4 protein-coding genes are annotated in these 3,867 nt (G+C 71.9%); all 4 read right to left on the bottom strand.

The window, feature by feature from the left end; genetic code table 11:
• Positions 1-243 precede the first annotated feature (243 nt).
• The gene (arsN2, locus tag VFE05_04820) at positions 244-747 is read right to left on the bottom strand and encodes an arsenic resistance N-acetyltransferase ArsN2 (protein ID HET6229380.1); all 504 of its coding nucleotides are present in this window, start codon (positions 745-747) and stop codon (positions 244-246) included.
• Positions 744-1,274 (bottom strand): MarR family winged helix-turn-helix transcriptional regulator, encoded by a 531-nt coding sequence (locus VFE05_04815; GenBank protein HET6229379.1) that lies wholly within the window; start codon positions 1,272-1,274, stop codon positions 744-746. The genes arsN2 and VFE05_04815 overlap by 4 nt, the downstream gene beginning before the upstream one ends.
• A 274-nt stretch (positions 1,275-1,548) precedes the next feature.
• Positions 1,549-2,799 carry a GGDEF domain-containing protein gene (locus tag VFE05_04810; GenBank protein ID HET6229378.1) on the bottom strand — a complete coding sequence of 417 codons (1,251 nt, stop codon included), beginning with the start codon at positions 2,797-2,799 and terminating at the stop codon, positions 1,549-1,551.
• Positions 2,800-3,479: 680 nt separating this feature from the next.
• Positions 3,480-3,867: LiaF domain-containing protein (locus tag VFE05_04805; GenBank protein HET6229377.1), on the bottom strand; the 388-nt coding region annotated here is incomplete at its 5' end.

Here is a 3,867-nt window from a genome sequence, read left to right as displayed (position 1 = left end):
GCCGGCGCCGGGGCCGCCCGCGGGCGGCCCCAACAATGCACCCGCGGCGCCGGTCGCGCAACTCGCGGCGGGTAACGTGGGGCGGATGGCCGCTTCGGGCGATGTCGACGTGTGTCGCGCCGGAGGAAGGCCCTTCCTCAGTGTTTCGTCCAAACCTGCCCGAGGGAGGGGAGCCTCGTCACGGCTGGCGGAGAGCCTTGCGTGGATTGTCGGCTGTCGGGCAGCGACGACCGTGCGAGTCGCCTATGCCAGGGGTGATGGGCGTTGTTCGATGAAGCGCGTGCGGCGAGCGCAGGTCAGGCGGAGGCGCATGGGGACGGCGGAGGCGGGGCAGGCGCCGCGCAGCTCTTCGGACGCGGCGAGGGCGGCGGGGAGGTCGCCGCGCTCCACGCGCTCGAAGCCGAGGCGCGGGAAGAAGCTCTCGGCCGTGGTGGTCAGCAGATGCACGGCGTCGGCGCCTTCGTGGCGGGCGAGGTCGATGGCCGCGCGAGTGAGGGCGACGCCCAGGCCCTGCCCGCGCGCGGACTCCGCGACTGCGACGGAGCGGAGAAGGGCGGCGCGGCCGTGCATCTCCACGCCCGCCATGCCCGCCAGCGACCCATCCGCAGCGCGGGCGACCACGAAGCGCGCGGGGAAGTGCGCCTCCACGCCCGCGACGGGCAGCCCGGCCGCGCGCAGGAGCACCAATGCGTCCGGCAGGTCGCCGGCGGTGGCGGGCTGCACGACTGCCGATGCCTTGGCGCTCACGGCTCGGCCAGGCAGCTCGCGCCCGTCGCGCCCGCGTGCGTGGCGGAGGTGCGCGTGAGCTGGCGCAGGAAGGCGAGCATGCCCGCGCGCACGTCCGGCGGGAAGCCGTACAGCAGCGCGTGCATCTCCCACACGGCGTCGTCGGTGAGCTGGCGGGAGAGGCGGGCGCCTTCGGGCGTGAGCTCCAGGCGCAGCACGCGGCGGTCGCGCGCGTCCACCGCGCGACGCACGAAGCCCAGGTCCTCCAGCAGCGCCACGATGCGGCTGGCGGTGCTCTTGTCCACGAACAGCTCGGCGGCCAGCGCGTTCAGCGAGACGGGGCCCAGCCGCGTGAGCACCTCCACCGCGTGCGCGCCGCTCACCGTCACGCCGTAGCCCGCCACGCGCTCGCGGTCGCGCGACTGCTGAAGGCGCAGCAGGTCCTGGAACGCGCGGTGGAACTCCGCCGCCTCCTGCATCACCGTCCCGGCAGACGCGGGCGGCGCGAAGCCCTGCCCCGCCGCGGCCCCGCTCGAACTCTGGCTCATCTGGAAGATGCGGATCGGTGGACGTGATACCCGGCCGGAAGATGCGCCGCAGCCGAGAGGCCGTCAATCGGCTGGAAGGTGCCGCATCCTATCCTCCATCTTCGAACAGATGAGGTTGGATGCCGATGCGCGGCGGCTCCGAGGCCCTGCGGAGGTACAGCCCTACATCGAACGAAAGCGGGATGGTCGATGGAAGACTGACGGAGATGAGAGCGATCCGATGCGCTCACGCGTTCATCCGTCGTGAGGCAGAGCGTGAAAATGCCGCCGGGGGCTACGCTTCGATGGCGGGCGGGACGGCGGTGCGGGCCATGCGGCGGCGGGTCTTGTCGGCGTACATGTCGCGGTCGGCGTGCTCGATGGCGGCGGCCAGGTCCTCGGCGCCGGTGTAGTCCGCCGCCCCCATGCTGAGGTGAAGGCTGCGCCTGGCGCAGCCGGGGTGCCGCGCGTTCTCGGCGGCGATGAAGCCTTCCAGGCGCTGGAGCACCGTGTCGCAGCGGGCGCCGGGGAGCAGCAGCAGGAATTCGTCGCCGCCCCAGCGGTACAGCCGGTCGGTCGGCCGGATGGCGATGCGCAGCGTCTCGGCCGCGTGGCGGAGGAGGTCGTCGCCGGCGGCGTGGCCCAGCGAGTCGTTCACCGTCTTCAGATTGTCCATGTCCAGCATGACCGCGGCCCCGAACCGCGCCCGCACCGCCTCGATGCCCACGCCTTCGGCGAAGGCGCGGCGGTTGAGGGTGCCGGTGAGCGAGTCGTACAGGGCCACGCGTTTGAGCTGGTCGTGCGCCACGGCGAGCTGCGCGTGGGCCGCGTCGGTTTCGCTCTTCACGTCTTCCATGAGCAGCACCACCATGCCGTACCCCAGCAGCATCATCAGCAGCAGGTCGATGTACGAGTTGTGCTGCGCCATCATGCCCAGGAAGGTGACGTTCGCGGGGTCGTGGTCCGCGGCGTCGTACGCGAAGGCCACCGTGTACATGCTCCACAGCATCGCCAGCAGCCCGAAGAAGACGCCCGTGGCGCGGCTGCCCAGCGTGGCGCGCGACGGAGGCAGGCGAAGCAGCGTGGCGGTGCAGGTCCACAGCAGCAGGCTGGCGACCGGCGCCTGCCACAGCACCACGTAGTCCAGCGAGGGCGAGAGCCACACCGACAGCGCCGCGTACGCTCCCACCCCCGCCAGCACTCGCGCGCGCATGGCCAGCCACGACAGTCCCACGCCGTACGACAGGCAGCCGCCGAAAAGCAGGGTGAAGAAGAGGAGCTTGTTGCCCTGGTAGACGAAGAAGAGCGCGCGCAGCTCCCAGGTGGGCGGGCCGCCGACCCTCGCCGCCTGGGTGTAGAAGAGCACCAGCGCCGCCAGCGCCGCGGCCAGCGCCAGCCACGCGCGGCTCCAGATGCGGAAATAGCCACGCCGCTTGGCGTGCACGCGCAGCAGGAAGAAGAGCGTGACCAGCAGCAGCGCGCCGCCCAGTTGGCACAGCAGGCCCAGGTAGGCGATGAGTGCGCTGACCTGGTCGCTCGTGATCATCGCCGCGCCTCGGGACAGGTCCAGGGTCGATCGAAACGCCGCCGCCATCTGACGGGGGTAAACTGATGCAGCGCCGCGCCCGCGCGGGCAAGGCTTTCGTGGTGCGCATTCGTCCATCCGGCAGGGCGCGGCCGCCGTTCGCTGCGACGGTACGGACCGGGCGTGGCGCCGATGCCTGACCGTCCCGATCCAGCAGCGCACCTCTCGTCAACCCAACGGGGCTTGGCTGCCGCGCGCGTAGGGTTTTGGCGGACGCAAGGATTTCGGCAGCGCGGGAACAGCATCTCGGCGGGACGACGGACGCGTAGGGCTGCGCGGATGGGGTGAGATCCGCGAGTACGGCGGGGAATCCACGGTGGAGAGTTCTGGGCGGTGTTCGGCGGAGGAGGACGAGCGGGGGTAATCGGCCGTGCCGGTTCGTCGTACCGTTGTATCCGTCATACCCAGAAAGAGATGTGCGGCGGGAGACTCGCGCGGCGTGACGCGTCAGGATGCTTGGAGGGCGCGAGGCTCACCCCGCGGGCGGGGAGACCCGGACGGAGGCGGGCCAGGCTGTATCGGCTCGCCGGAGGAGGAGGCTCCCCGACCCCGCGCAGGAGACGGACGGCGGGGCAGTTTCCGCCGGCCGGCTCCGGAGCGGCGCCTCAGCCGCGCGACATCGACCCCGGAAGCGAAGACGCTCAACGCCCTCGCTTGATGCGGTGGATCTCGCGGCGGGCGACCTTCTCGCGGCGGCGTGCGTCGAACGCACCCTCGCCCGGGAGGCGCACCTTCACGTCCACGCCGCCCATCAGCGCGAACCCGCCGATGCGCAGCACGGGCGCCGACGCGTCCGTGGGGTGCCCCAGCGTGTGCGCCCGCTGGTCGAAGCCGCCCATGATGGCCAGCCCGTTGACCTCCAGGTGCAGGTTGGGCGGCACGATGATCTCCACGCCGCCCATCAGCGCGAACACGTTGACCTCGGTCACGCCCGGCCCGAAACGCGCGTCGCGGAAGTCCAGCTCGGCGCCTCCCATGACCGTGATCACGTTCAGCTGCCGCGGCGGCGTCCACACGCCCGTGCGCCGC

It is taken from the genome of Longimicrobiaceae bacterium, from assembly GCA_035696245.1.
Classification (GTDB): domain Bacteria; phylum Gemmatimonadota; class Gemmatimonadetes; order Longimicrobiales; family Longimicrobiaceae; genus DASRQW01.
This window is presented reverse-complemented; position numbering and strand designations above follow the sequence as displayed.